The sequence below is a fragment of the Sphingomonas sp. SP4 genome (genome assembly GCF_058313375.1).
Genome location: NZ_JBZFLE010000001.1, coordinates 153,907 through 179,015, shown reverse-complemented (window position 1 = coordinate 179,015; position 25,109 = coordinate 153,907). Strand labels below are relative to the sequence as shown.

The window sequence follows — 25,109 nt, the reverse complement described above, 5'->3', positions numbered from 1 at the left end:
CTCGTTCCATGGTCTTCGCCTCTACAAACGCGGACAGAAAGGCCCAAAGCGTCTCGGTCGGCATGGCCGCAGAAGCATTGCGCTCGGGCAATGTCGTGCAAGCTCGCCAGATGCTTAGTGACCGGATCGCGCAATATCCCCACGATGCCGATGCCTTGCAATTGCTGGCCGAAGTCGCCCGGGTTCAGAATTCGATCGAGGAAGCGACATTGCTTTTGCGGCGCTCGGTCGCGGCCGATCCGACGCCCGACCGGCGCATGGCGCTGATCCAGCACCTGCAGCGCAACGGCGGTCACGCGCTTGCACTTGAGGAGATGGAGCAACTGCCTGCGGCAGTCCGCAACAGTTTCGAGGTTCGCTGCGCAGAGGCGACATTGCTCAGCGTTCTCGGAATGCACGAGCGCCAGGTCCGCCTCCTGCAGGCGATGGTGCGCGAAAAGCCCTTGGAGGCGGAGCTGTGGGTGACGCTTGGCAACGCCTTGAAGACTGTCGGCCGAACGGGTGAGGCGGTGAAGGCATTGCAGCGCGCGATCAGGTTGCAGCCGCAGCGCGGCAATCCCTGGTGGACGCTCGCCAACTTCAAGTCGTTCAAATTCGCCCTGCGCGACATCACGCAAATGCGAAACGCGCTTCGCGGCAGGTTGATGGCGGCAGATGCGCAGAACATCCACTTCGCACTCGGCAAAGCGCTCGAAGATCGCGGAGAGTATGAGCAGAGCTTCCGCCATTACGCGGCGGGGAACCGTATCCGAGCGGTCGAACTCAGCCCAGACCATGTCAGCGTTACGCACGCGGTCGATCAAGCAATCGCTGCCTACACCCCCGAATTCTTTGAGCGAAACAAGGACGCCGGTTTTCCGCAAGAAGGGCCGATATTCGTGCTTGGCTTGCACCGCTCAGGTTCAACGCTCATCGAGCAAATCCTTGCCAGTCATCCATTGGTCGAGGGTACGGCCGAACTCAAGGTTATGAAGTCTATCAGCGAGCGGCTCGCCCGTCTGAGCAAGGTCAGCGCTGCGGAAGCCATTGCCGCCTTGAAGCCGAACGAAATTCGAGCCGTTGGTGAAGAATACATCAATGGCACGCGTGCCTTCCGGCACACCGATCGCCCGTTCTTCGTCGATAAGTTGCCCGGAAACTGGATGCATCTGGCGCTGATCCGGGCCGCCCTTCCCAACGCACGCATCATCGATGCCCGCCGCCACCCGATGGCCTGCGGCTTTTCGAATTTCAAACAGAACTATGCCTCGGGGGCGGGCTTTTCCTACGACCTCGAGACGATTGGCACGTTCTACTACGATTACTGGCGGTACATGCGACACTTCGACGCGATGCAGCCGGGCATCGTCTGTCGGATGATCAATGAACGGCTGATCGAAGATCCGGAAGCGGAGGTCCGCCGGATGCTCGACCACCTCGGGCTCCCGTTCGAGCAATCATGCATGGAATTTCACAAAACCGAGCGCGCCATTCGCACCCCGAGTGCAGAGCAGGTACGTCGCCCAATCAACCGCGAAGGCGTCGATTACTGGCGCCACTATGAGCCTTGGCTCGATCCGTTGAAGCAGTCGCTCGGCCCGGCTCTGAACGACTGGGCGAACTAGCAGTTACAACTCAGACTTGAGAGCAAAAGAAAGGGGCGAGACGGTCTCCCGCCTCGCCCCAATTTTGACTAACGTCGGCTATTATTCGCCGCGCTCACCCTTCTCCACCGGAGGCGGCGGAGGCGGTGGCGGAGGCGGTGCCGGGCAGGTCGCCGTGGCCTCGATCACCGAGCCATCCGGGCACGTCTGCGTCGCCGGAGGCGGCGGAGGCGGCGGAGGCGGAGGTGGTGGCGGAGGCGGTGGCGGCGCGAAGTTGTAGATCAGGCTCGCCTGAAGGCTGTTGCTGACGAACTTCGCCCTGGCACGGAGGAAGCCCCCCTCGCCGTCGTCGAAGGAACGGCTGAGGCTACCCGCGTTGAAGTAACGGTAGCGCAAGCCGATATCGATCTGCGGCGAAACCGGATACCGCACCTCGGCGAGCAGCTGCCATGCGAACTTGCTCTTGCTCAGGCTGCCGCCGAAGCTGTCGAAGTAATAGTCACCATCGCACGCCGCACAGGTCGTGTTGAAGTTGAAGCTATACTTTGTCTTCGACCAGCCGACACCGCCGCCAAGCGAGAAATTGACCGAGTCAGCGTTCCCGAAGTCGATGAGGCCGTTGACCATCGCAGAAAAATTGCTGGTGTGGCCGTCAATATCGAGTGTTGCGATCGTCGGATCGCCGAACGAACGGTTTTTCGCCTTTGCGTGCTTGTAAGCGAGCTCGCCCTCGAGCCGGAACATACCAAAATCGTAGCCGCCACGAGCATCTATGTCGTAGCCGAGCTTGTTCCGATTGCTGAGGCCGATCCTACAGGTGTTAAAGTAATAGTCGAAGTAGTCGTCGCAATAGTAGCTGTCACTAACGTCAAGATTAGCTTTGTTGTTGCTCCACATGACGCCCGCATCGATGCCGATGTAGCCGCTGTGATCGCGCGCCGCTGCAGGCGTCGCAATGGCGGCTGCTGCAGCAGCCGCGAGGAGATATTTCCGCACGGTCATTCCCCTGTCTGTTACGCCGGGCTGCCCCGGACGCCGTGCGATACCACGCATTCTTAACCCCGGTAAAGTTTCCCGCCCCGGGACAGGTGACGAATTCTGTGCGAAGTCGCCTTTTGGACACAGCCATCCCAGGGAACATACGGGGCAAAGGTTCCCCTCTACGCCCAACTCGCCTAACTCCGCGACGAAATGCATTTCCTCGACCAAGCCAAAATCTTCGTACGCTCAGGTGCGGGCGGCCCTGGCGCCGTCAGCTTCCGGCGTGAAAAGTTCATCGAATATGGCGGTCCTGACGGCGGCGACGGCGGCAAGGGCGGCGACATCGTCTTCGAAGCAGTGCCGGGCCTCAATACGCTGATCGACTTTCGCTACACCCAGCATTTCCGCGCACCCCGCGGAAAGGGGGGCGCTGGATCCAATATGACCGGTGCGGGCGGCGACGATCTCGTCATCAAGGTTCCAGTAGGCACGCAGATCCTCGCCGACGACGAAGACCGCACCCTGATTGCCGACCTGACCAAGGAGGGCGAGCGCGTCACCCTGCTTCAGGGCGGAATGGGCGGGCGCGGCAACGCCAGCTACAAAACCTCCACCAACCGCGCTCCACGCCAGCACCAGCCAGGGATCGAAGGCGAGGAAATGTGGCTCTGGCTAAGGCTGAAGCTGCTCGCCGACGTCGGGCTGGTCGGCCTTCCGAACGCCGGCAAATCCACCTTCCTGAACTCCGTCACCAATGCCTCGGCGAAGGTCGGCGATTATCCGTTCACGACACTCCGTCCGCAGCTCGGCGTCGTGCGCCACAAGGGTCGTGAATTCGTAATTGCCGACATTCCGGGACTGATCGAGGGCGCGGCCGAAGGGGCAGGCATCGGCGATCGCTTCCTCGGTCACATCGAGCGGACGCGCGTGCTTTTGCACCTGATCCCTGCCGACGCCGAAGACCCGCTCGAAGCATATCGCGTCGTTCGAGGCGAGCTCGACGAATATGGCGCCGGCCTGACCGACAAGCACGAGATCATCGCCCTCAGCAAATCCGACCTGCTCGACGACAAGGAGCGGTCGAAGTTGATCAGGAAGCTCGAAAAAGCGAGCGGCGCCACCGTGTTCCCGATCTCCGCTCCGCTCCACGAGGGCGTCGAGCGCCTGCTCGACCGGATCGTCGAGACGCTCGGAACGGCGAAGGAGATCGAAGAAGAAGACACCGCCGCGGAGCGTAGCTGGTCGCCCCTATGAGGATCGGCGTTACCGGCGGCACGGGCTTCGTCGGCTCGCACCTGATCGACGTCGCTCTCGCCGCCGGCCACGAGATCAAAGCCCTGACCCGTCGGGATCAGGCGCCGCGCGAAGGTGTCGAGTGGGTCCCCGGAAGCCTAGAAGACCGTGACTCCCTTCATCAGCTGGTGATCGACGCCGACGCCGTCATTCACGTTGCCGGCGTCATCAGTGCGCCCAATGCTTACGGCTTCGAGCACGGCAATGTGACCGGCACGCTGGCGATGCTTGCGGCCGCTACGGCCGGCGGCGTGCAGCGCTTCATCCACGTCTCGTCGCTCGCCGCGCGCGAACCCAGGCTCTCACTCTACGGCGCTTCAAAGGCACGCGCCGAGGACCTCGTCCGCTCGTCAGGTCTCGAATGGTCGATCGTCCGCCCACCCGCCGTCTATGGCCCCGGCGACGAAGAGACGCTCGAGCTGTTCCGCATGGCCAAGCTGGGCCTGATGCTGATGCCGCCGCGCGGCCACGTCTCGATAGTCCACGCGGACGACCTCGCGCGCCTGCTGATTGCGCTCGCGGAGCCCGGCGCGCCGCTGGGCATGCTCCTCGAGGCCGATGACGGAAAGCCCGGCGGATGGACACATCGCCAGTTCGCGAAGGCACTTGGCCGGGCCGTCGGCACAGTCCCGGCGATCGTCTCGACGCCAGGCATGTTCCTCCGCCTCGCCGCACGTGCAGACCAGCTCTTCCGCGGCCCCAAGGCCAAGCTCACGGTCGACCGCGCCGCCTACTTCTCGCACCGCAATTGGGTCGTCGAGCCGAAGCTGAAGCCGCCAGCCGGCCTGTGGGAAGCTGAGATCGAAACCGAGCAGGGACTGAAGGAAACCGCGGCCTGGTACCGAGAGAAAGGCTGGTTGTAACTTAAGCGGCAGCCACTCTTCGCTATGAGGAGATGTCGGAGGAACGGCTGATGATTCCGGTCGTCGTCATTCTTGGCTTCGTAAGCCTCGCAATTGCGGTCGCGTGGCTCCTGGGACCGGTTCAGATCATGGTCGGGATCCATCGCGCCGCACATCGGATCGCACCGAACCGGCCGGTGCATTGGGATAGAGGCCCGGCGACTCCGCCTCCGGGAGAGCGCCCTCCGAACATCGTCCTTATCGTCGCCGACGACCTCGGCATGAACGACCTCACCATCGGTGGTCCGGGCACAGGTGTTGCCGGTGGTCTCGTGCCTACGCCGAACATCAACTCCATCGCGCACGAGGGCGCTGACTTCACCGTCGCATACGCCGGCAACGCGACCTGCTCTCCGTCGCGCGCCGCGCTTCTGACCGGCCGCTATCCGCAGCGCTTCGGTTTCGAATTCACAGCAGTTCCTGGGCAGCTAGCCAAATATGTGCCGCGGGCATCGCCGAAGGACCGCCCCTTTCCGACGATCTATCACGCCGAGCTTCAGTCCCAGGTACCGCGGATGGCCGACATGGGCGTGCCCCCCAGCGAGATCATGATCCCGGAACTGCTCAAGGGCCGCGGTTATCACACCATCCATCTCGGCAAATGGCACCTGGGCGAAGCTCGCGGAATGCGACCTGAGGACCAGGGCTTCGACGAAAGCCTCGGCTTCATGTCTGGCGCCAGCAAATATTCTGGGGACACGGTTGGCGCGAAGCTTCCCGGCGACCCTCTCGACCGCTTGCTCTGGCTGGCGCTGACCGACGCGGTCCAGTTCAACGGAAGCAAGCCGTTCCACGCCGGCAAGTATATGACCGATTACCTCAGCGAGCAGGCGGCTGCGGCGATCGAAGCCAACCGCAATCGGCCGTTCTTCCTCTACCTCGCCTACAACGCGCCCCACACGCCCTTTCAGGCGACGCGGGAGGACTATGATGCACTTCCTGAGATCAAGGACGAACGCACTCGCGTCTACGGGGCAATGATCCGGGCGCTAGACCGCGGCGTCGGCGAAGTGATGGCGGCGCTGAAGGCGCAAGGAGTCGACGACAACACGATCGTCATCTTCACCAATGACAATGGCGGCGCTTGGTACGCCGGTCTCACGCACATCAACAAACCCTATCGCGGCTGGAAGGGTACCTTTTTCGAAGGCGGCATTCGCGTTCCCTTCTTCATGCTGTGGCCGAAGGAGATTGCGGCGGGGCAGCAGTCGTCGGAGCCTATCCAGTTCATCGACGTTCTTCCGACGCTCGCCGCTGCCGCCGGCGCCCCGCTGCCGGAGGACCGCAAGATCGACGGGATCAATCTTCTATTCCTCGTGAACGGCGCCCCTCAGTCTCAAGGCCGAGCCCTTTTCTGGCGATCTGGCGGCTACGAAGCCGTCCGCGACGGGGATTGGAAGCTGCAGGTCTCCCAGAACCCGCCGCGCATCTGGCTGTTCGATCTCGCGGCGGACCCAACCGAGCGGAACGATCTTTCCGCCGTGCGGCCCGACGTTGTCGACCGCCTGCGCACCAAGCTCGCCGACCACAGCCGCGAACTCGCGAAACCTTTGTGGCCGGCGCTGCTCGAAGAACCCATTCGCATCGATTTCCCCGCCGATGCCCCCTGGATGCCCGATCAGGAATTCGTCTACTGGCCGAACTAACATTCGCCTCGCGGCTGAACCTACTACGTGACGAGGTGGGTGACGTTTAGGCCCGGCGCTGTGATTCCCCGTTCAGCCGGCGCCCCAGTTCCTCCTGCGCGAGGAAGTCCTTCATCATCTCGGACACTTTGCGCTGGGAACCGAGAAGGACTGGAGTTCCCTGCCCGTACCAGCTCGCCCAGACTTCACCCTTTTCCAGGCTGAAGACGATCCCGCCGGACGATTCATCCGCGCCGCGCGCCTGGAGTGCCCGCATCGCGCGCCGAATGAGGAGAGCAACTCCGATCATCACGGCCGACGATCCGAGGAACATCATCGCTGACGAAATGAAGCAGGGCAGCCCAAAGTGATGATTACCAGTGAACAGTCCGCCCATGATTGCGACGCAAGCCAATGCGACCGCCGCGGCTTCCCACCAGGCCAAGAGGATAGCACAGGCCAGAACGAACGGCAGATAGGGCGTGAACTCGCACCCCGTGATGACGCCGTTGAACGAGAAGCGAATGACAGTCGGAATCCAAATGGCAAAAAGGGCGCACATCAGCGACGCCCAACCCTTCACCGGCGGGGCCTGCAGCCACCGAATCCAATCGGCACGGAACATTCAAATCTCCCAGGCCTGGCCCGGATTCCAACTTTCCGAGCAGATCCGACCAGACCCCCGGGCGCATCACTAATCCGAAATTTGTGAAGAAATCATCCGAAATTCTCACTAGCCGCGCCAGCGCCGTATTCCGGCCCCATATCGTTGCGAAGCGGGTTTCATCGCACTAACGAACGCCGCCATGTCCGACCGCCAGCAAATCTACGCCAAAACCCTCGAGCTGATCGAACCCTTCAACAAGAAGGGCGTCGCGATCAGCGAGGCGACCCGTTTCGCCCAGGACCTCGAATGGGACAGCCTCACGGTGCTCGATTTCGTCGCCAACATCGAGGACGAGTTCGACGTGATCATCAGCATGAACATGCAGGCCGAGATCGAGACGGTCGGCCAGCTCGTGGACGCGCTCCTGAGGCTGACGGCAGTCAAGTGACGGATCTCTTCTCCAAGTTCGACCCGCTGATCGAGCAGCGCGCGGCGCTTCTAGAAACCGGCGTCACCGACCCGTTCAACCTGGTCATGGAGCGGGTCGAGAGCCCGACCGTCGCCATTTGCAACGGCAGGCGGACCATCCTGCTCGGCACCTACAATTACATGGGCATGACCTTCGATCCGGACGTGGTCGCGGCAGGCCACAAGGCGATCGACGAATTCGGCTCCGGCACCACTGGGAGCCGCGTCCTCAACGGCACCTACGTCGGCCACAAGGCGGTCGAGCAGGCGCTGAAGGACTTCTACGCCATGGACCATGCCATGGTCTTCTCGACCGGCTACCAGGCGAACCTTGGGATCATCTCCACGATCGCCGGCAAGGATGACTACATCATCCTCGACATCGACAGCCATGCGTCGATCTACGACGGCTGCGCGATGGGCAATGCCCAGATTGTCCCCTTTCGCCACAACGACATCGAAGCGCTGGAAAAGCGGCTGAAGCGGGTCCCGGAAGGCGCGGGCAAGCTGGTCGTGCTGGAAGGCGTCTACTCGATGCTCGGCGACGTCGCCCCGCTCAGGGAGATGATCGCCGTTTCCAAGGCGAACGGCGCCATGGTCCTGGTCGACGAGGCCCACTCGATGGGGTTCATCGGCGAGCATGGTCGCGGCGTCGCCGAAGCACAGGGCGTAATCGACGATGTCGACTTCATCATCGGCACCTTCTCCAAGTCGGTCGGCACGGTGGGCGGCTTCTGCGTCTCCAATCATCCGAAGTTCGAAATCCTGCGGCTGGTTTGCCGCCCTTACGTCTTCACTGCTTCGCTGCCGCCCTCGGTCGTCGCGACTGCTGCGACCTCGATCCGCAAACTGATGAACAGCGCCGACAAGCGCGCTCACCTCTGGGAGAATTCGAAGCGCCTCCATGCGGGCCTTCGCCAGCTCGGCTTCAAGCTAGGCACCGACGAACCGCAATCGGCGATCATCGCCGTGATCATGCCGGATCTGGAAACCGGCGCGGCCATGTGGGAAGCGCTTCTCAACGAGGGTCTTTACGTCAATCTGGCGCGTCCTCCGGCCACCCCCGCGGGCATGACTTTGCTTCGTTGCTCGCTCTGTGCGCTGCACAGCGAGGAGCAGGTCGGGGAAATCCTGGAGATGTTCGCTGCGGCAGGCCGTGCAACAGGCTGCATCAGCTGAACAAAATGAGTGGAACCTTTGGGTTTCCCCTAAAGGTTAACGCCGCTAGACTGCATTCATGATCGGGGCTGGGGACGAAGAAGAAGTCCGTTTCGACTGGCGTCGCGGCGGCGCTGCAGTCATGGGCCTGCTTGCGGCCCTGGTCCTCGTGGGCATGATCTTCCTCGTGAAGTTCGCGAACGACGCGCGCGAGAAGTCTCTCGATGCGGAGCGTCACTCGTACGAGGTGTCCCTCGTCGTTCGAAACCTCAGCGCCAACGTCTCAAGGGCCGAAGCCGCACTCGCCCGCTTCGTCCTCGACGAGGATGTGAAGGGCAGCGGCAATATCTACGCGAGCGACTGGCAGCTCGCGGGATATCAGATCAACCAGCTGTCGGATCTCATGCGCACGAACCCGGAGCAGCTGCGCCGCGTCGCGGAGCTCCGGCAGCTCTACAACAAGCGCGGTGCCGAGCTTTCCCTCGCGGCGCAGGCGGCGCTCGCCAAGCAAGGCGACGCGGGCATCAGCTATTTCTACCAGGCCGCGACCAAGGGCACCGGTCAGGAACTCGACAACAAGCTCGAAGAGATCATCCGCGCGGAGCGTCAAACCCTTCGCGACCGTATTCAACAAAGCCAGTTCTTCAGCGAGCAGGCGAGCAGGCGAAGCGACTATCTGAACTGGCTCGGCATTCTCGTGGGAATCGGCGCGATTGCACTTGGAGTCATCGCGGTCCAGGCGCTCCGCCAATTCGCTGCTGCTCGCCGACAAGTCGAAAACGAAGCGGAGCGCGCCGAGGTTCTCGAAAATGCCGTGCGCGAGCGCACCAACGAACTGTGGGAAGCGAACCAGGCGCTGAAGCAGGAAGCGCGCGAACGCGAGGCCGCCGAGGCTCAGCTCCGCCAGGTCCAGAAGATGGAGGCTGTCGGCCAGCTCACCGGCGGTATCGCGCACGACTTCAACAACATGCTCGCTGTGGTCGTCGGTGGGATCGATCTCGCTCTACGGCGTCTCAACGGCCCGCGGCGTGAGGTGATGATGCACCTCAACAATGCGATGGAAGGCGCCACCCGCGCCGCCGCGCTAACCCGCCGGCTTCTGTCCTTCGCCCGCTCTGAACCGCTGCTGCCGGAACGCGTCGACAGCAACGAACTCATCGGGGGAATGTCGGATCTCCTCGACCGCACCCTCGGCGAGCAGGTCCGTATCGAGGTCGATCTCGCGCCCGACACATGGCCGACCTACGTCGACCCCCACCAGCTTGAGAACGCCATCCTCAACCTTGCGGTCAACGGCCGTGACGCCATGGATGGCCGAGGCCTGATGCGCATTTCGACTGAGAACGTGAAGCTGGCCGCAAACGAAGTCGGGGACATTCAGGCCGGCGACTATGTGAAGATCAGCGTGACAGATACGGGCTGCGGTATGGCGCCGGACGTGCTGGAACGCGCCTTCGAGCCCTTCTTCACCACCAAGCCCGTCGGCAAGGGAACGGGCCTGGGCCTCAGCCAGATTTTCGGCTTCGCCCACCAATCGGGTGGCGAGGTCGGCATCGAAAGCCAGCTCGGCCGCGGTACAACCGTGTCGATCTTCCTCCCGCGCACCGAGGTTGCTGCCCCTGTTCGGCTGCACCCGACTGCGCAACGCGCCGAACGGGATGTTCACGTTCCCGGTGCACGCATCCTGCTCGTCGAGGACGATCCGCGGGTTCGCACTGCCACGGTCGATGCTCTTGAGGACCTCGATTACGAGCCAGTCGCCTGCGACAGTGGGGCGGAAGCGATCCGCTTGTTCCAGGAGAACATCTTCGATCTCGTCATTACCGACGTGATCATGCCGGAGATGACCGGGCCGGAGCTCATCCGCTATCTGAAGCTCAATTCACCGCGCGACTTCGCGGTGCTGTTCGTGACCGGATATGTCGGCGAGGGTGAAAGCGACGATCTGCGCGGTCACGAGCTCCTGCGTAAGCCGTTCACCGTCGGCGCACTCGCAACAGCAGTTTCCGCTGCCCTGGCTCGCGCGACTAGCGTACCGCCCCGGAGCGGATCAGCCGCGGCAAGAGGCTGACTGCCGCTAGCAGCGGGTGCTTCTGCTGCCACGGCTTCAGTTGGATGTCGGTGCCCGCGTGGCGATTGATCTTCCAGGCAATATAGTCAGCGCCGCCCGCAAAGGTCGCGCTAGCCTTGGCCAGGCGCAGTACCGACAGGGCTTTCCCCTCGATCCGCCGCCACCGCCAGCTCGCCTTGGGTTTCCGATCGATCGCTGCAGCGGCGGGTTCGGTAAAACGAACGTACCGCTGTCGGTCGGCATCGACGACTGAGACACTGCGGCCCTTTCGCTCCGCCCGCAGCTCGGCAGAATAGGTCAGCACGAATGCACGCCGCCACCAGTCGAGCGGTTTCTCACGCTCTTTCCGGCCGGCTGCAGCAAGCAAGGTCGGCGCGGCGCGGCTTACGGCATCTATGGCCCGCTCGCGCGCCCGATCGTCCGCTGCCCAGACCAATCGGGAAGGCTGGGCGAACCGCGCCCACACGGAGACGCTGCTCGTCTCAGGTCCATTGAGTCGATAGAAGTCGCCCTCGCTCAGCACCGCATATTTGGCAGCGAGGCCGTCCTTTTCGAAATAGAAGACGTTGGGCGGGATCAATCGGTTCACCGCGGCAAGCCAGGTCTTCCCGTAAGTCGACCGATAGTCGGATACGATCAGATAGAAGTCGAGCATCAGCCCTTCGAGCTTCTTCTCACGCAGGCACGATCCGTAGAACATCACTGCGCGCGAGGCGGGACCGTATTTGTCCGCGATTGCACGTCCCAATGCACTCACCCGCGGATCGACGGGCAGGCTCAGCTCTTCAGCAACAAGATCGCGTAACTCAGGCATAGATCGTCAGAACTTGGAGGCGCTGATCAGGAGCTGCAATCCAGGGCTTTCCTGACCGGGCCGGCTTACGCCGCGAGCTTCACGAACGACAAAGGCTGCGCCGGCCGGAGATAGATCGGCCGCCCGCGCTCGGCATGAAAGGTCTCGCCGTCCAGGATCACACTGGAGCGATCGCCCTCGATCGTGATTTCATCGGCCTGTTGGTAGTGGACGCCTGGAATGTGCGTCCGGCCGAGCTTGCCCGCAATGCTCACGGCCAGCCCACGGATCAGCGACATCGGCTTTTCCTCAATCGCGAGAAGCTTCAGCGCACCCTCGCCCTTCGGCCCGACATCGCTAGACAGCAACAGCTTCTCCAGCGTGGTAACCGCGAGCAGCGAGAAACGCCCGCTGATCGTGTCCTGGTCGCGCTTCAGCGAGACATTCAGCGGCTGCGGGTCGGGCGGGAGGAAGTTTGCCTTCACCTTCAGGAACAGCTTTGCCAGCAGCGCGAACGCCGTGATCCCGTGGGCAATGCCGTTCGGAAGCCCGAGCGGATAAATGCGCTCGCGGCAGTAAAGCATCGTGTCCGCGAGGCCGGCTCCACCCAGGAACATGCCGATGACGGGCTTGCCCAAGCCTTCCTCGCCATGACGCAGCGCGATCAGCTCTCGCGCCACCGTATAGGGTGCGAGGTCGTCGGTCCGAGCCAATTCGATCAGCTTCTCCAGCGCCTCGATCGGATCGCCGCGAGCACCCAGGTCGAGCGCGATGAGATTGGTCTTGCCGCTCGGCAGCACCGCCACCGGGGGCGGCTCGTCGCCGAAATAGCCGCCGTTATAGATTTCCGTCAACGCGGCCTGGACGGTCCCGTCACCGCCATTGATGGCAAGCACCTTCGGCCGGATGCGCGCAATAACCTCGATAGCTTCGCCGATCTGCGACGCTTCTTCGACCTCGTAGTGGAAGAGGTCTGGATGGTCCGAGCAATATTCGCGGATCCGCGGCAGCTGCGCGAGGTTGCCGGTCGATTTCGGATTGGAAAGCAACGCGATACGCGGGCGGCGAGGTCCGGTGCCCGGCGCAGGCAAAACGCACACCGGTCCTTCCGCAAGGCTGGTTTCCGTCGATGGAGGCGATTTCAACATGAATTCACGGGACCAGTTGCTATAGAGACCACAGGCGGAGACGCCCCCGGCATGCCGGGGATACATCCGTCCGGTGTGCAATCTGTGCCGCCTTTGCGGCCAAATCATGGTGTACGGACGCTAAATTGCGGCAGCTGGGACTGATCGACCGCTATCTTGCGAAGTCCATCGCTATTCCGCTGCTTGGATCATTGATCCTCGCAGCGATGCTGCTTGTGCTCGATAAGATGCTGCGGCTCTTCCAGTACGTCGTCGACGCCGGGGGCCCGGTGAGCGTCGTCTGGCGGATGCTGGCCAACCTGCTTCCCGAATATTTGTCGCTCGGCATCCCGATCGGCCTGATGCTCGGCATCCTGCTCGCCTTCCGGAAGCTGGCCTTGTCGTCGGAGTTGGATGCCATGCGCGGCGTGGGCCTCGGCTACTCGCGGCTCTTGCGCGTCCCCTACATGTTTGCCGTGCCGCTGATGCTGCTCAACTTGTTCATCGTCGGCTATCTCGAACCCTACACTCATTATCGCTACGAAGGGCTTCGCTTCGATCTGAATTCCGGTGCGCTCGGCGCAGCCATCAAGGTCGGGGAGTTCAACCGCCTGGGCAAGCACATCACCTTGCGGATCGACAGCAGCGAAAAGAAGGGCACGCAGCTCCACGGCATCTTCGTGCAGATGGACGACCCATCCGGAATGAGCGTCGCTGCGACCGCCGACCACGGCAAGTTCCTGTCGACCGACGACCCCAACGAAATCCAGTTCCGCCTGGAAAACGGCCGGCTCGTTCAGGACTCACCCAAGTTCACGACGCCGCGAACGCTCGCTTTCAACACCTACACCTTGCCGATCAGCCTGCCCGCGATCGACAAGTTCCGCAGCCGCGGAGGGACCGTCTCAGATGAGCTCTACCTCCATGAGCTCTGGCGGATCGGCTACGGCGGCCATGCGCCCGACCGCCACCAGATGCTCGAAGCGCGCGCCGCCTTTCACTTCCGCATCGTCGAGGTGCTGATGATGCTGATGCTCCCGCTGCTGGCTGTGTCACTTGCGGTGCCGCCCAAGCGGAGCTCGTCGGCGCTCGGCATCTTCCTCTCGATCCTTATCGTCGTGGCCTATCACAAGGTGAATCAATATGCGGAGAGCGCTGCCACGACGGGCAGGATGAACGAGATCGTGGCCCTGTGGACGCCGCTGGTCCTGCTCTCGGCGTTGATCATCTGGATGTACCACATCCTTGCCGACAAGCCGGGCGGCCAGCCGATCGGCGCGCTCGAATGGTTCTTCTCGCGCCTCGTCAAGCGCATCCGTTCGCTCATGCCGAAAGCCCGTGAAGCGTGATCAACCTGAAGTTCTTCCCGTCTCGCCAGCTCGCCTTTTACATGACGCGCTTGTTCATCACGCGCACGCTGGCCGTGCTCGTCGCGCTCGTGCTGGTGCTGATGACGCTCGACCTGCTCGGCGAGTCGGGCAAGATCCTGGCCGTTCCCGGCAATGGCGACGCCGAGCTGTGGAAGTACGTTTCGTTACGCCTGCCGCTCCTGATCTCGCGCTTTCTGCCATTCTCCGTTCTGCTCGGAACGCTGATCGCCTTTGTGGGCCTCAACCAGCACAGCGAGGTCGTGGCCATGAAGGCGGCCGGCCTTTCCGCGCACCAGATCCTCGCGCCGTTGATCGTCGCGAGCATGGGCGTCGCGGTACTGCTGTTCGCCTTCAACGAGTTTGTCGTGGTCAATTCCGCGCGTGTCGTGAACGCATGGTCCGACAACGACTACAAGCCGATCCCGCCCGCCAGCGGGGTCTTCGGTAACGTCTGGGTACTGAAGGACGAGGACTTCATCCGCGCACAGACGGTCAGCGGCCGATTGCCCAACCTGACCGCGCAGAATGTCACTATTTACGACCGGAAAGGCATCGCCCTTCAGAGGGTGATCAGCGCGAAGAAGGCGGTCCCGCAACCGCAGTCCAACGACTGGATGCTTCACGACGTGCGCATCTACGACGCCAATATGAACGTCGTCCGGCACGTTCCTCAGATGGCGGGAATGGCAGGCGTCACGCCGGAAGCGCTAACGCTCTCGAGGGTCGATCCGACGGAACTCGACTATTGGACGCTCAAACGCCGCATCGCCGAACTTGAGGCTGCGGGACGCCCCGCCGACGAAGCACGCGCAGGGCTCGCCCACAAGATCTCGAGCCCGCTCTCGACAGTCCTTATGCCCTTGCTCGCGGCCGTGGCCGCCTTCGGGCTCGCGCGCTCCGGCCAGGTGCTTGTCCGCGCCTGCATCGGCATGGCTCTAGGCTTCGCCTATTTCGTTGCGGACAACTTCAGCCTCGCGATGGGCAACGCGGGCGCCTATCCGCCATTCATCGCCGCCTGGGCCCCGTTCCTGCTGTTCCTGCTGATCGGAGAGACCGTCCTGATTCAAACGGAAGAATGAGGCATCTTCCATTGGATTAGGCGACATTTGCCCAGCATATGTTATGGTCCGCGATTGTGCAGGAAATTAACGAGGGGATTGCCGATGCCCCAGTATGTGATCGAGAGGGAAATGCCTGGCGCGGGGGATCTTAGCCCCGAGGATCTCAAGATGGCGTCGCAGACGTCATGCTCGGTGATCAAGGACCTCGGGCCAGAGATCCAATGGGTGCAAAGCTACGTCACCGACAACAAGATCTACTGCCTCTATCGAGCTCCCAATGAGGAGATGATCCGGGAGCACGCCCAACGCGGCGGCTTCCCAGCCAACAAGATCTCGCAGGTGCGCAGCACGATCGACCCGACGACCGCGGAATAAAGGCCCGCGAGGGGCATGTCGCACGTCTTCGTCTCTTACGCGCGCTCCGACGAGAAAGTGGCGTGCGCGATTGCAGATGGACTGCGCGAAGCGGGCTACGAAGTCTGGCGGGATGACGAGCTTCCCGCCCATCGATCCTACGCTGAAGTCATCGAGGAGCGGATCAAGGGCGCCTCGGCGGTGGTGGTTCTATGGTCCGCTGAAGCCGCCAAGTCGCAATGGGTCCGAGCGGAGGCCGACAGCGCGCGCTCCGCTCTGACGCTCGTCCAGGTCACGATAGACGGCAATATCCCGCCCCTGCCCTTCAACCAGATCCAGTGTGCGGACCTCAAGGGTTGGGAAGGCGATCGGAATTCGGCCGGCTGGAAGAAGCTGCTGGCAAGCGTCACCGAGCTGGCCGGGGCTGTCGAGAAGTCGCAAAAAGGGCGAGCGTCCTCAAGTACCCTGTCCATCTGCGTCCTGCCCTTCCAAAACATGAGCGGCGATGCAGAGCAGGAATATTTCAGCGACGGCATCAGCGAGGACATCACGACCGACCTGTCCAAGGTCTCGGCACTGGAGGTCATCGCCCGCAACACCGCCTTCACTTTCAAGGGCCGCTCAGTGAACGTCTGCGACGTCGCGAAGGAGTTGGGAGTGACCCACGTCCTGGAAGGCAGCGTCCGTAAGGTCGGCGACCGCGTCCGCATCACCGCTCAGCTGATCGGCGGGGCGACCGGCGGTCACGTCTGGGCTGACCGCTACGACCGCGACCTCACCGACATCTTCACGATCCAGGACGAGATTTCTGAAGCGATCGTTCGGGCATTGAAGCTTAAGCTGCTGCCCGAAGAAAAGAAGGCGATCGAGAAGCGCGGCACCAGCAATCCTGAGGCCTACAATCTTTACCTGCTCGCGCGGCAGTATTGGATAACGGGAAACCACGGCGATGCGCGCCGCGAAGAACGCGTCATGCGCATCTGCGGCAAAGCGGTGGAGCTCGATCCTTATTACGCCCAAGCCTGGGCCTTGCTCGCGATGGCGCAATCGAGCCTGCGATACGGCTATGGGCAGTCGATTGACGACGGTTACGCGGCTGCCCACGCCGCACTGGCTATCGACCCGGCCATCGCTGAAGCGCACCTGCCGATGGTAAAGCGCCTGCAAGCCCGGCGGAAGTTCGATGAGGCGGCAAGGGCAATGGAAACCGCCGTTCGCCTTGGTCCCGACTCTTGGGAGGTGAACAAGGAAGCAGGTCGCTACTATCTGATTCAGCGGGATGTCCCGACTGCGACCCGGCATTTCGAGAAGGCCGTGGAGCTGGTCGAAACCGACTTTCACGCCTGGGCCATCCTATCGACCTGCTACTTGTCGCTGGGAGAGCGTGCGAAGCTCCGCGCCGCCGCCAAGATGATGGTGTCCGAAGCGCAACGGGCGGTGCAGCAGGATCCCAGCAATGGTGCTGCGCTCGGCATCCTGGCCGGTGGCTACGCCTTGCTCGGCGAGGAGCAGCGCACTCGCGAGTGGATCGACCGGGCGATGCTGATCGACCCCGATAACCTGAACATGCGGTACAATTTCGCCTGCGTGCTCGCGGGTCACCTCGGCGACAAGGATGGCGCGATCAAGATGCTCAAGAGCACGCTGCCTCTCGCCGGCGAATATCAGGTCCGGATCGCCGAAACCGATACGGACTTCGACTGCCTTCGCGACGATCCACGCTTCATCGAATTGATTGCCGCCGCGAGGAAGCGGCTCAAGATGGATCATCCGAGCGACCAACCGGCGCCGGCCGAAGCGAAGAACTAGGCCTCCGACCCCGCTTTATCGCGAAACGCAGCTTCGCCCGCATCGGATACCTCAACCCACTTCTGGTCGGGGGCAGCACCTTCGACATAGCTGTCGTGCCAGTTCCACCACTTATAGGCCGGCGTTTGCGGATAGCCTGCGGGGGAGTCCTCCCACACCTCTTGCCGCCCCAGCGGCGTCAGATCGAGATAGCTCCAGACTGTGCCCATCGCCTCGTCACCGCGATTGTTGATGAAATAAGTGCGGAAGATTCGATCGCCGTCGCGGATGAAGACGTTGTGACCATGCCATTCGTCGACCCCGAAATCCGCATCGAAGCTGTCGGTGATCGTATACCAGGGCATGTCCCAACCCATGCGCTCCTTGAGCCGCGCAATGTCGGCCTGAGGCGCGCGCGAGACATAGGCCAGCGTCGTGTCACGGGCGTTGAGATGCGCGAGGTTGCTGACCTGGTCGGCCCCGAGCGAGCAGCCGCGGCACGCGTGATCCGGCCAGCCGTAAACGCCAGGTTCGAAGAATGCGCGATAGACGATCATCTGACGTCGGCCTTCGAACAGGTCGAGCAGGCTAACCAGTCCCTTCGGTCCCTCGAACACATAGTCTTTCTCGACCGCCATCCAGGGCATGCGACGACGCTCGGCCGCCAATGCGTCGCGCGCCTTGGTGAACGCCTTCTCCCGCGCGAGCATGTTCTGCCAGGCCGCGTCCCATGCATCGGGCGTTACGACAGGCGGGTGTGACTTGGGCAGTTCCTCACGTGCCGCAATCGGATGATCGTTCATCACATTCTTCCTTCGCTCTGCTCCGCCTCACAGCCATGACGAGTGCAGCCAACGTTCCGCTTCCCGCCCCTCCGCCGGCCAGGATCCAGTCGAGGGTGGAGAGGCACAGGGGGCACATGCGTCAGCTTTCCAATGCCTTGCGGACGTCGTCGCGCGACTGAGCATGGAGGGCCCAGAAGTTGCGGACGGACCTTCCGGCCAAACGCTCCTGAAGGACCGTGAGGTGGGAGTTCCAGCCGCTGCCGAAATCCTGCGCCCCAACCGGACTGACGATGCCGCTGTGCGTTACGACGATCCGCGTCTTCCCAGCCTCGGGAAATAGCTCGAAGGTGACAGTGCCATTCGTGCCGCTCTGGAATGTCGTCTCGAGCAATCGCGGCGGTTCGAACCGGATGACCTGTTCCTTCCAGGTCGCGCCTTTGGAGGCGGCATAGCTTTCCGGATACGGGACGTCCTCCTCCGACAAATTATCGTGGTCGACCAGCAGGTCGAACTCGCCGCCGGCTGTCGCGTCGCTGCCGCCCATGAACCATTGCGCCCTGAGCTCCGCCTCGGTGAGATACCGCCATACGGTCTCGACGGGCGCGTCGAGCAGCCGCTCCAGCCGGATCGTGTCCGGCGCGGTTTTCTCGACGGGCACGCGGATTTGTGTCGCAGCTTCAGGCATTGGGTTTCTCCTTCTTGAGATTTTGCGCGTCGGCCTCGACGAGCGCCTGCAGGCGATCGAGCCGGACGTTCCAGAATTTCTCCCACTGACGGATCCAGCGCTCCGCTTCTGCCAGCGGTTCGGCCTTCAAACTGCACAGGTGCGTGCGCCCCGCTTTGCGGCGCGACAACAGCCCGGCGTCCTCCAACACTTTCACATGCTTGGACGCACCGGCGAAGCTCATGTCGAACGGCTCGGCAAGCTCGCCGATCGACTTTTCTCCAAGCGCGAGGCTCGCGAGCATTCCGCGGCGCGTCGGGTCACCGAGCGCATGAAAGACCGTGTCGAGCTGGGGCGAATCGAATTCAACCATGTGGTTGAATATGCGACTCGCCTCCTACATTGTCAACCAATCAGTTGAATGTCAGTGCGCCAGCTCCGCCGCGTCCTCGCGCAGCAGCTCCTCGAACAAGGAGCGATAGCCGATGAAGGCCGCACGCAGATCTTCCGTGTTGGCACGGCCCTGCCGATGCCTCAGCGCGATCTCGTGCGCCGCGCGATAATTGGACACGATGCCGGGATGCTCGACGGAGATGTCGGCCGCACGCTGTTCGAAATCCTCGACCGGATAGCCACGCGCCTTCATCACTTCGGCAACCAGGCCGTCCGCCAGAGCGATCGCTTTCTCAGGGTCGTCGACGAAGCTCGCCTGCACGTCCTGCCAGTCGTCCATGAACGCATGCCGCTCCTGCGGGGGCAGCCGGCGGATATCGAGCTTTTCGATCCGTTTCTCGCGCTGGAGGAGCGCGGACTCAGCCTTGGCGCGACTTCCCGATTCCTCCACCTGACGCTCATATTCCGGACCGAAATGCTCGTGCAGGCGCTGACTTTCGCGCCGTCTCATCATCACGAATCCGACCAGAGCGGCCGCCAACAGAACAACCACGATTGCAGCAATAATCCGAGGGTCCATCACAACCTCCCCAGGCACATCGCCTGTATGAAGGTCCAAACGCCCCGAAGCTGCTGCTGATCCAAGACTAGCGCCGGTGCGAGCGCTTTAGAGGCTCAGCGAAACCGTACTGAGACTCCCGCGTAAACTTCTACGGCAGCGGTCTCGTGATTCAGGCCGAAGTTCGCGCCGGCATCGAGCTGCAAATCGTTGTTCACCGTATAGGCGATCGCCGCGTCGGCCGACTTTTGAGCGGTGGTGCCTGAGGGATCCCAATCCCACTGACCCCACAATTCCGCTGACACGACCAGCTTCTTCGTAAGCGGCATTCCGACGTTCGCTACTTGCACCATGGCGACATGCCTTCCTCGCCCGTCCGAATCGGCAAGCAAGTCGATTTCTGGATCCACGGAGAGAGTCACGCCGCCTTTCGTGAGTTGCCTGCTCGTCAGCAGCAGCACGCCGCCTTCCACTTTGCCGCTGCCGAAGTGGCGGTTCGCCGTGGGGAAGCTCACGTACGGCTCTATGCCCACGAGGATCGGCGCGTCGTCGGAGGTCAGTTTGTACTTCAGGCGAACATTGGTGTCGCCGATCCCGCTCGAGCTATGATGGCTCCCTCCGCCGCTTTCGCGCAGGATCTGGAGCGCAGTCACGCCCAGTTCGATGTCGGCTCGATCGCTAATCCCGTACTTGATCAGCGTCGGAGCGATGACGAACAAGTCGGAGCTCACGCCGCCGCTCCGATCATGCGACCAGCCGATGCCCGTCTCCACCTGCCATCGTCCCTCCGGCACGGTGCACTCGCCGGTAGATTTGCTCGGCCGGTCAGGACAGATCGGGTCCTCGGCCAGCGCCGCTGCCGGCCAGAGCAATCCGCATATCGCAAGGGCGACGTGTCTCGCTGCCATTTCAGTTTATTGCGATAGAGCAATCCATCCGTCGAGAGGCGTCGGACCGGCTCTTACGGGGCCCGCGCTTATCCACACAGCTTCTTTACGCGGGCCCAAATGGCGATGGATTCATTAACCACGCGCGACTAGGACCGCTTCATGTCCCGCCAGCCGCGCCCGCTGACGATGATCGCGCTTGCCTGCGCGCTCTTCCTGCGCGCGTACGTGCCGACGGGGTGGATGCCGGCCCCCAACGGCGAGGCGTTTGCGATCGAGCCTTGCGCCGCTGCGGCGCCTGCGCCGATGGCGATGCACGGGCAGGGGTCGCATCACGATTCCTCACACAAGGACCAGCACGACGGCGACTGCTCGTTCGCGCCGCTAAGTGCGGGGCTCGCTGCCAATCATCACGCACCGTCCTTCGTCGGGCCGTCGCTCGCTGCGGCAGCTCTGCCCGATCACGTTGGGGCACCCTTCTTCGCGACGGGGCCGCCAGCGCCACCACCCCCAGCGACAGGACCTCCAGCAATCGCCTGATCCCAGTTCGACCTTTTGAACTCGTCAGGTGATTAGACATGCCCGCACTAGAAGCGCCGCAGCTCGCGCAACCGCCCGCCATTGTCGTGGTCGGCACTCGCGAAGCTGCGGAGAAGACCCCGAATACCAAGGAATCCATCGACGCCGCGAGGCTCCGCGAGACCGTCAACGTCCGTAACACCGAAGACGCGCTGCGCTATTTCCCGAGCCTGCTCGTCCGCAAGCGCCACGTAGGCGACACGCAGGCGCCGCTCGCCACGCGCACCTCAGGCGTCGGCGCCAGCGCGCGCAGCCTGATCTATTCTGACGGCGTTCTCCTGTCGGCGCTGATCGGCAATAACAACAGCTTCGCTTCACCCCGCTGGGGAATGGTATCGCCCGAAGAGATCAGCCGCGTCGACGTGCTCTACGGGCCTTTCTCCGCTGCTTACCCCGGCAACAGCATCGGCGCCGTCGTCAACATAACGACACGCATGCCCGAGAAGCTCGAAGCATCGGCGACGGCAGCAACGAACCTGCAGTCGTTCGACCAATATGGCACGCACGGCACCTACCCGGCCTACCAGCTCGCCGCTACCGTCGGCGACAAAATGGGCGCGTTCTCCTGGTTCCTGTCCGCCAATCACGTCGACAGCCGCAGCCAGCCGCTCGCCTACGTGACGGTCGCGCAGCCGTCTGGAACGTCTACGACGGGAACGCCAGTCACCGGCGCATTCGACGAGCTCAGCCGCACCGGACAACCGATCTTCGTTATCGGCGCCGGCGGCTTCGAGCATCAGCGCCAGGACAATCTGAAGGCCAAGTTGGCGCTCGATCTTCCGAACGACATGAAGCTCACTTGGCGCACCGGTCTGTTCCTCAACAACACCAACTCGCGCGCGCAGACTTATCTGGAGGATGCCAACGGCAACGACGTTTACGCCGGCCCGGTGAACATCGAGAGTCGCCGCGTCACGATCCCCGCGAGCGCCTTTTCCAACCAGGTCTATCATTTCGACGAGCGGCACTGGATGAACGCCGCGTCGCTGGAGCAGAACACCGACAGCTTCTTCTGGTCGGTGATCGGATCGGTTTACAATTATGCCAAGGACGATCAGCGCATCCCGTCGACTGCGCTGCCGACAGCAAAGGACGGCGGCCTCGGCTCGATCGTTCGCCTGGCGGGCACCGGGTGGCGCACGCTGGATCTGCACGGGTTCACAAAGACCATACGGGGCCACGAACTCCACGCCGGTGCGCACTATGACGGGTTCACGCTCAAGAGTCGCCGTTTCGCCACCGACGACTGGATCGACGGCGCTCCAGGCGCACTTACCCAGGAATCGCGCGGCAACACCCGGAATTTCGCATTGTGGGCAGAAGACCATTGGATGTTCGCGCCAAAGCTCATGCTGACGTTGGGCGCACGCTACGAATGGTGGAAAGCATACAACGGTCGCAATTTCAGTGCGGTGCCGCCGCTCGACGTCGACCAGCCGAACCGGACCGCGCAGGGCCTCTCCCCCAAGGCGTCAATCCGCTGGCAGCCGCTGCGCCGCTGGAGCGTAACGCTGTCGGGCGCCCGAGCCCTTCGCTTTCCGACCGTGAGCGAGCTCTATCAGGCGATCACCACCGGTCCGACGATCACCGTGCCCAATCCAGACCTCAATCCAGAAAAGGCCAATTCCGCCGAACTCGCGGTCGAGAGGACCTTTAGCGAGGGCAGCATCCGCCTCTCGCTCTTCCACGAGACCATCAGGGACGCGCTCATCTCGCAGTCGGCGCCGCTCAAGGGCTCGACGCAGTTGTTCAACTACGTCCAGAATATCGACAAGGTCCGTACCAACGGCCTCGAATTGGCCCTTGAAAAGCGCAACCTCGTACCACGCTTCGATCTCTCGGGTAGCCTGACCTTTGCAGACCCGAAGATCGTGCCCGACCCGATCTTCCCCGCAGCAGAAGGCAAGATGATCCCGCAGGTCCCCAAACGGAAAGCGACGATCGTTGCGACGTGGCGGCCGACCGACGACCTCTTACTGACCGGCGCAGCGCGCTACTCCAGCCGCATGTACGGTACGATCGACAATAGCGATGTGGTCGGACACACCTATCAGGGCTTCGAAAGCTTCACCGTCGCGGACGCTCGCGCCGTCTATCGCTTCTCGCCGAAGTGGAGCGTCGCGGCGGGCGTCGAGAATATCTTCGACAAGCGCTATTTCCTCTTCCACCCCTTCCCCGGCCGCACCTTCACGGCCGAGCTGAACTGGCACCTGTGAGGACAGCCATGCGATCCATTTTCATCGCCGCATCCATTGCGTTGGTTCCCGTGAGCGCGTTCGCGCACGTCACCATCTGGCCGAAAGAGAGCGCCGCCAAGGCGCACGAGAAATATGTCGTCCGCGTGCCCAACGAGAAGCAGTCCGAAACCGTGGCGGTGGAGGTACGCTTCCCCGCAACCCTGCGCATCACCTCATTCGAGCAGAAGCCCGGCTGGATGACCGAGCCTCAGCGCAACGCGTCCGGCAACGCGGTCGGGGTGCGCTGGACCGGTCGACTCCCGCCGCAGCAGTTCGCCGAATTCGGGCTGCTCGCCGTGAACCCGGGAACGCCAGGCGACCTGAGTTGGACCGCGGTCCAAACCTTCGCCGACGGCACCAAGATCGAATGGTCCGGCCCCGCCGGCTCAAAGACGCCCGGCCCGCAAGTGACGATCAAACCAGCTGACTGAGTGGAATACCCCACTCCGCCTGCGACATCCGCCGCCGACCGTGGTAAATTGGGCCATGGCCTTCACTGCGGCCGATCTGCAGATGGTCGACGACCATATCATTCAGGGCGAACGCCACGTCACCCGGCAGGAAGAGCTTGTTCGATGGCTCCGTGAGCGCGGACTTCCAACCATGGAGGCCGAAAGCCTGCTTGATGATTTCAAGGCAACATTGATTCAGCACCGTGCCCATCGAGACATGATGCTGCGAGACGTTGCGTCGGGCTGACGGCTATCAGCCGTAGGAACGTATTGTCGACCGCATTCGCTTGAAGGCCGAGGAGGCTCATGGCGAAAAAGGATATCGTGGTGATCGGTGGCTCCAGCGGGAGCCACACTGCGCTGCGTCAGATCATGGACGATCTGCCCGCGGACTTCCCGGGGAGCATCTTCATCGCGACCCACGTCCCATCCCACAGCGAGGGTTACCTGACCGAATCTCTTGAGAAGACCAGCCGGATTCCCGTCGTGACCGCCGTCGACGGCCAGCCGATCGAGCGTGGCCGCGCCTACGTCGCAGTTCCCGACCACCACCTGCTCGTCGTCGATGGCACGGTGAGGCTCGGCAATGGACCCCGCGAGAATATGACGAGGCCGGCGATAGATCCGTTATTCCGTTCCGCCGCGCTTTCTTACGGCACCCGTACGGTCGGCGTGATCCTCAGCGGCCTGTTGAACGATGGGGCATCGGGCCTCAGCGCCATTAAGTCGTGCGGCGGTACGGCGGTCGTTCAGAACCCCCTGGACGCAGATTCGGATGAGATGCCGCTCGCGGCCCTTGAGACCTGCGACGCCGATTATGTCGCGCCCACCGCTGACTTGGCGAGGACCATCGCGGAGATCGTCCGGCAGGACGCGGACGAAATCATTCCGTGCCCGGACAATGTGCAGCTCGAAGTCGAAATCGCCGCAGGCGGCGCCGTTGGAGCCAGGGTGATCCGCCAAATCGCGGACCCAAGCGCGCTCAGCTGTCCCGACTGCCACGGCGTTCTTTCGGAAATCCGTGGCGAAGCGCCGCTTCGCTACCGCTGCCAGATCGGGCACGCGATGACTGCCGAGGTGGTCGCTGCCCGCACGTTGGAAGTTGATGAAGCCATGCGCGTGGCCCTCCGCGTCATGGAGGAGCGGGTAACGCTGGTCACACGCATGGCCGAGGATGCCCGCCGCGCCGGCCGGAGCACAGTCGCGGAACTGTATGAATCCCGCGCAGTGGAGTATAGTCGCTATGCGACGGTGCTGAGAGAGGCGGCGGTCGCCTCCCTCCGGGATCGCCCACCGGCTGATGAGGAGTCCTGAGGCTCTTCTGCGAGTCCTCGCGAGCCGCTACACGACGGTGTCTCAGTTAGGTTGATCT

Annotated in this window: 25 protein-coding genes; 16 read left to right on the top strand and 9 right to left on the bottom strand. The window is 62.7% G+C overall.

Annotated elements, in window-relative coordinates:
• Window positions 1-8 precede the first annotated feature (8 nt).
• Entirely contained in the window at window positions 9-1,604 is a 1,596-nt protein-coding gene (locus AC4GYV_RS00950) for a sulfotransferase family protein (protein ID WP_491098786.1), read from the top strand.
• 81 nt (window positions 1,605-1,685) lie between these two features.
• Here the strand turns inward: AC4GYV_RS00950 and AC4GYV_RS00945 are convergent, their stop codons facing one another.
• Window positions 1,686-2,579, bottom strand: coding sequence for an outer membrane protein (locus tag AC4GYV_RS00945; RefSeq protein ID WP_491098785.1), 894 nt, complete (start codon window positions 2,577-2,579; stop codon window positions 1,686-1,688).
• Between the two features lie 195 nt (window positions 2,580-2,774).
• On the opposite strand from AC4GYV_RS00945, the gene obgE reads away from it, so the two are divergent.
• Genes obgE through AC4GYV_RS00930 form a run of 3 tightly spaced genes read left to right on the top strand, consistent with a single transcriptional unit; the run spans window position 2,775 to window position 6,405 of the window.
• On the top strand, window positions 2,775-3,818 hold the full coding sequence (gene obgE / locus AC4GYV_RS00940) for a GTPase ObgE (RefSeq protein WP_491098784.1): 1,044 nt from the start codon (window positions 2,775-2,777) through the stop codon (window positions 3,816-3,818).
• The gene (locus AC4GYV_RS00935) at window positions 3,815-4,720 is read left to right on the top strand and encodes an NAD-dependent epimerase/dehydratase family protein (protein WP_491098783.1); all 906 of its coding nucleotides are present in this window, start codon (window positions 3,815-3,817) and stop codon (window positions 4,718-4,720) included. Before obgE ends, AC4GYV_RS00935 begins: the two co-directional genes overlap by 4 nt.
• Before the next feature lie 50 nt (window positions 4,721-4,770).
• Window positions 4,771-6,405: a sulfatase-like hydrolase/transferase gene (locus AC4GYV_RS00930; protein WP_491098782.1), complete on the top strand. Its 1,635-nt coding sequence runs from the start codon at window positions 4,771-4,773 to the stop codon at window positions 6,403-6,405.
• 46 nt (window positions 6,406-6,451) lie between these two features.
• On the opposite strand, the gene AC4GYV_RS00925 is transcribed toward AC4GYV_RS00930, so the two are convergent.
• On the bottom strand, window positions 6,452-7,009 hold the full coding sequence (locus tag AC4GYV_RS00925; RefSeq protein WP_491098781.1) for a hypothetical protein: 558 nt from the start codon (window positions 7,007-7,009) through the stop codon (window positions 6,452-6,454).
• 181 nt (window positions 7,010-7,190) lie between these two features.
• On the opposite strand from AC4GYV_RS00925, the gene AC4GYV_RS00920 reads away from it, so the two are divergent.
• The 3 genes from AC4GYV_RS00920 to AC4GYV_RS00910 are packed head-to-tail and all read left to right on the top strand — an operon-like array spanning window position 7,191 to window position 10,688.
• Window positions 7,191-7,439 (top strand): acyl carrier protein, encoded by a 249-nt coding sequence (locus AC4GYV_RS00920; protein ID WP_491098779.1) that lies wholly within the window; start codon window positions 7,191-7,193, stop codon window positions 7,437-7,439.
• Complete coding sequence (gene spt, locus AC4GYV_RS00915) at window positions 7,436-8,638, top strand: serine palmitoyltransferase (protein WP_491098778.1); 1,203 nt, start codon at window positions 7,436-7,438, stop codon at window positions 8,636-8,638. The genes AC4GYV_RS00920 and spt overlap by 4 nt, the downstream gene beginning before the upstream one ends.
• 58 nt (window positions 8,639-8,696) lie before the next feature.
• Window positions 8,697-10,688 (top strand): ATP-binding protein, encoded by a 1,992-nt coding sequence (locus AC4GYV_RS00910; protein WP_491098777.1) that lies wholly within the window; start codon window positions 8,697-8,699, stop codon window positions 10,686-10,688.
• On the opposite strand, the gene AC4GYV_RS00905 is transcribed toward AC4GYV_RS00910, so the two are convergent.
• Entirely contained in the window at window positions 10,645-11,502 is an 858-nt protein-coding gene (locus AC4GYV_RS00905; protein WP_491098776.1) for a hypothetical protein, read from the bottom strand. The genes AC4GYV_RS00910 and AC4GYV_RS00905 overlap by 44 nt on opposite strands.
• A 65-nt stretch (window positions 11,503-11,567) precedes the next feature.
• Window positions 11,568-12,581, bottom strand: a complete 1,014-nt coding sequence (locus AC4GYV_RS00900; RefSeq protein WP_491098775.1) for a diacylglycerol/lipid kinase family protein — start codon at window positions 12,579-12,581, stop codon at window positions 11,568-11,570.
• A gap of 173 nt (window positions 12,582-12,754) precedes the next feature.
• On the opposite strand from AC4GYV_RS00900, the gene lptF reads away from it, so the two are divergent.
• The 4 genes from lptF (at window position 12,755) to AC4GYV_RS00880 (ending at window position 17,202) form a co-directional block, all read left to right on the top strand.
• Window positions 12,755-13,957, top strand: a complete 1,203-nt coding sequence (gene lptF, locus AC4GYV_RS00895; protein WP_491098774.1) for an LPS export ABC transporter permease LptF — start codon at window positions 12,755-12,757, stop codon at window positions 13,955-13,957.
• Window positions 13,957-15,057, top strand: coding sequence for an LPS export ABC transporter permease LptG (gene lptG / locus AC4GYV_RS00890; protein ID WP_491100353.1), 1,101 nt, complete (start codon window positions 13,957-13,959; stop codon window positions 15,055-15,057). The genes lptF and lptG overlap by 1 nt, the downstream gene beginning before the upstream one ends.
• 84 nt (window positions 15,058-15,141) lie before the next feature.
• A complete protein-coding gene (locus AC4GYV_RS00885; RefSeq protein ID WP_491098773.1) occupies window positions 15,142-15,414 on the top strand; it encodes a DUF4242 domain-containing protein in 273 nt (90 codons plus the stop codon).
• Between the two features lie 15 nt (window positions 15,415-15,429).
• A complete protein-coding gene (locus AC4GYV_RS00880; protein WP_491098772.1) occupies window positions 15,430-17,202 on the top strand; it encodes a TIR domain-containing protein in 1,773 nt (590 codons plus the stop codon).
• Here AC4GYV_RS00880 and AC4GYV_RS00875 read toward each other — a convergent pair.
• The 5 genes from AC4GYV_RS00875 to AC4GYV_RS00855 all read right to left on the bottom strand — a co-directional run bounded on the left by AC4GYV_RS00875 (window position 17,199) and on the right by AC4GYV_RS00855 (window position 20,490).
• Window positions 17,199-17,984, bottom strand: a complete 786-nt coding sequence (locus AC4GYV_RS00875) for a DUF899 domain-containing protein (RefSeq protein WP_491098771.1) — start codon at window positions 17,982-17,984, stop codon at window positions 17,199-17,201. The genes AC4GYV_RS00880 and AC4GYV_RS00875 overlap by 4 nt on opposite strands.
• 121 nt (window positions 17,985-18,105) lie before the next feature.
• Window positions 18,106-18,651 carry an SRPBCC family protein gene (locus AC4GYV_RS00870; RefSeq protein WP_491098770.1) on the bottom strand — a complete coding sequence of 182 codons (546 nt, stop codon included), beginning with the start codon at window positions 18,649-18,651 and terminating at the stop codon, window positions 18,106-18,108.
• A complete protein-coding gene (locus AC4GYV_RS00865; RefSeq protein WP_491098769.1) occupies window positions 18,644-19,003 on the bottom strand; it encodes an ArsR/SmtB family transcription factor in 360 nt (119 codons plus the stop codon). The genes AC4GYV_RS00870 and AC4GYV_RS00865 overlap by 8 nt, the downstream gene beginning before the upstream one ends.
• Window positions 19,004-19,054: 51 nt before the next feature.
• Window positions 19,055-19,603 carry a hypothetical protein gene (locus tag AC4GYV_RS00860; RefSeq protein WP_491098768.1) on the bottom strand — a complete coding sequence of 183 codons (549 nt, stop codon included), beginning with the start codon at window positions 19,601-19,603 and terminating at the stop codon, window positions 19,055-19,057.
• A gap of 95 nt (window positions 19,604-19,698) precedes the next feature.
• Window positions 19,699-20,490, bottom strand: coding sequence for a transporter (locus tag AC4GYV_RS00855; protein ID WP_491098766.1), 792 nt, complete (start codon window positions 20,488-20,490; stop codon window positions 19,699-19,701).
• A 141-nt stretch (window positions 20,491-20,631) separates the two neighbouring features.
• Between AC4GYV_RS00855 and AC4GYV_RS00850 the strand changes: the two genes are divergently transcribed.
• From AC4GYV_RS00850 to AC4GYV_RS00830, 5 genes are read left to right on the top strand one after another with little or no spacing between them, the layout of a single operon-like run.
• Window positions 20,632-21,009 carry a hypothetical protein gene (locus AC4GYV_RS00850; protein ID WP_491098765.1) on the top strand — a complete coding sequence of 126 codons (378 nt, stop codon included), beginning with the start codon at window positions 20,632-20,634 and terminating at the stop codon, window positions 21,007-21,009.
• Window positions 21,010-21,047: 38 nt separating this feature from the next.
• Window positions 21,048-23,264, top strand: coding sequence for a TonB-dependent receptor (locus AC4GYV_RS00845; RefSeq protein WP_491098764.1), 2,217 nt, complete (start codon window positions 21,048-21,050; stop codon window positions 23,262-23,264).
• Window positions 23,265-23,272: 8 nt separating this feature from the next.
• Window positions 23,273-23,716, top strand: a complete 444-nt coding sequence (locus AC4GYV_RS00840) for a DUF1775 domain-containing protein (RefSeq protein WP_491098763.1) — start codon at window positions 23,273-23,275, stop codon at window positions 23,714-23,716.
• Between the two features lie 55 nt (window positions 23,717-23,771).
• Window positions 23,772-23,984, top strand: a complete 213-nt coding sequence (locus AC4GYV_RS00835) for a hypothetical protein (protein WP_491098762.1) — start codon at window positions 23,772-23,774, stop codon at window positions 23,982-23,984.
• Between the two features lie 59 nt (window positions 23,985-24,043).
• Entirely contained in the window at window positions 24,044-25,051 is a 1,008-nt protein-coding gene (locus AC4GYV_RS00830) for a chemotaxis protein CheB (RefSeq protein ID WP_491098761.1), read from the top strand.
• The last annotated feature ends 58 nt before the right edge of the window (window positions 25,052-25,109 follow it).

What these genes read in the sequence shown, in the direction of transcription:
- AC4GYV_RS00950 (WP_491098786.1), top strand. Translation starts at nt 9, where the DNA reads ATGGTCTTCGCCTCTACAAACGCGGACAGAAAGGCCCAAAGCGTCTCG.
- obgE (WP_491098784.1), top strand. Translation starts at nt 2,775, where the DNA reads ATGCATTTCCTCGACCAAGCCAAAATCTTCGTACGCTCAGGTGCGGGC.
- AC4GYV_RS00935 (WP_491098783.1), top strand. Translation starts at nt 3,815, where the DNA reads ATGAGGATCGGCGTTACCGGCGGCACGGGCTTCGTCGGCTCGCACCTG.
- AC4GYV_RS00930 (WP_491098782.1), top strand. Translation starts at nt 4,771, where the DNA reads ATGATTCCGGTCGTCGTCATTCTTGGCTTCGTAAGCCTCGCAATTGCG.
- AC4GYV_RS00925 (WP_491098781.1), bottom strand. Translation starts at nt 7,009, where the DNA reads ATGTTCCGTGCCGATTGGATTCGGTGGCTGCAGGCCCCGCCGGTGAAG.
- AC4GYV_RS00920 (WP_491098779.1), top strand. Translation starts at nt 7,191, where the DNA reads ATGTCCGACCGCCAGCAAATCTACGCCAAAACCCTCGAGCTGATCGAA.
- AC4GYV_RS00910 (WP_491098777.1), top strand. Translation starts at nt 8,697, where the DNA reads ATGATCGGGGCTGGGGACGAAGAAGAAGTCCGTTTCGACTGGCGTCGC.
- AC4GYV_RS00905 (WP_491098776.1), bottom strand. Translation starts at nt 11,502, where the DNA reads ATGCCTGAGTTACGCGATCTTGTTGCTGAAGAGCTGAGCCTGCCCGTC.
- AC4GYV_RS00885 (WP_491098773.1), top strand. Translation starts at nt 15,142, where the DNA reads ATGCCCCAGTATGTGATCGAGAGGGAAATGCCTGGCGCGGGGGATCTT.
- AC4GYV_RS00880 (WP_491098772.1), top strand. Translation starts at nt 15,430, where the DNA reads ATGTCGCACGTCTTCGTCTCTTACGCGCGCTCCGACGAGAAAGTGGCG.
- AC4GYV_RS00875 (WP_491098771.1), bottom strand. Translation starts at nt 17,984, where the DNA reads ATGAACGATCATCCGATTGCGGCACGTGAGGAACTGCCCAAGTCACAC.
- AC4GYV_RS00870 (WP_491098770.1), bottom strand. Translation starts at nt 18,651, where the DNA reads ATGCCTGAAGCTGCGACACAAATCCGCGTGCCCGTCGAGAAAACCGCG.
- AC4GYV_RS00865 (WP_491098769.1), bottom strand. Translation starts at nt 19,003, where the DNA reads ATGGTTGAATTCGATTCGCCCCAGCTCGACACGGTCTTTCATGCGCTC.
- AC4GYV_RS00860 (WP_491098768.1), bottom strand. Translation starts at nt 19,603, where the DNA reads ATGGACCCTCGGATTATTGCTGCAATCGTGGTTGTTCTGTTGGCGGCC.
- AC4GYV_RS00855 (WP_491098766.1), bottom strand. Translation starts at nt 20,490, where the DNA reads ATGGCAGCGAGACACGTCGCCCTTGCGATATGCGGATTGCTCTGGCCG.
- AC4GYV_RS00850 (WP_491098765.1), top strand. Translation starts at nt 20,632, where the DNA reads ATGTCCCGCCAGCCGCGCCCGCTGACGATGATCGCGCTTGCCTGCGCG.
- AC4GYV_RS00845 (WP_491098764.1), top strand. Translation starts at nt 21,048, where the DNA reads ATGCCCGCACTAGAAGCGCCGCAGCTCGCGCAACCGCCCGCCATTGTC.
- AC4GYV_RS00840 (WP_491098763.1), top strand. Translation starts at nt 23,273, where the DNA reads ATGCGATCCATTTTCATCGCCGCATCCATTGCGTTGGTTCCCGTGAGC.
- AC4GYV_RS00835 (WP_491098762.1), top strand. Translation starts at nt 23,772, where the DNA reads ATGGCCTTCACTGCGGCCGATCTGCAGATGGTCGACGACCATATCATT.
- AC4GYV_RS00830 (WP_491098761.1), top strand. Translation starts at nt 24,044, where the DNA reads ATGGCGAAAAAGGATATCGTGGTGATCGGTGGCTCCAGCGGGAGCCAC.